This is a genomic window from Ignatzschineria sp. PL_is040, assembly GCF_055813795.1.
Genome location: NZ_JBVPGU010000039.1, coordinates 1 through 445, shown reverse-complemented (window position 1 = coordinate 445; position 445 = coordinate 1). Strand labels below are relative to the sequence as shown.

1 rRNA gene is annotated in these 445 nt (G+C 41.1%); it reads left to right on the top strand.

Annotated elements, in window-relative coordinates:
• Positions 1-160 precede the first annotated feature (160 nt).
• A 23S ribosomal RNA gene (locus AC0SAP_RS10360) occupies positions 161-445 on the top strand; the annotation flags it as partial.

Genomic DNA, 445 nt, shown 5'->3' with positions numbered 1-445 from the left:
GACAGATTGATAAAATGAGTTAACTTAAAGTGAAACGTTATCATGTTACATTCGTAGGAGAATTGAAGAGCTATTTTGTCATATAATTGACGATTGCGATTTATCTCTCTGTTATTAACATTCGTTAATGATGGTGAAATAAGTCTAATCCCTATTATATGGTCAAGTGAATAAGCGTACATGGCGGATGCCTTGGCGATTACAGGCGATGAAGGACGTGGAAGTCTGCGAAAAGTTTCGGGGAGCTGGCAATCAAGCTTTGATCCGGAAATGTCCGAATGGGGAAACCCGCACAGGCTTAAAACCCTGTCATCCTTTTACTGAATATATAGGTTTAAGGAAGCGAACCTGGTGAACTGAAACATCTAAGTAACCAGAGGAAAAGAAATCAATTGAGATTCCCGCAGTAGTGGCGAGCGACCCGGGAAGAGCCGATATGTGATAA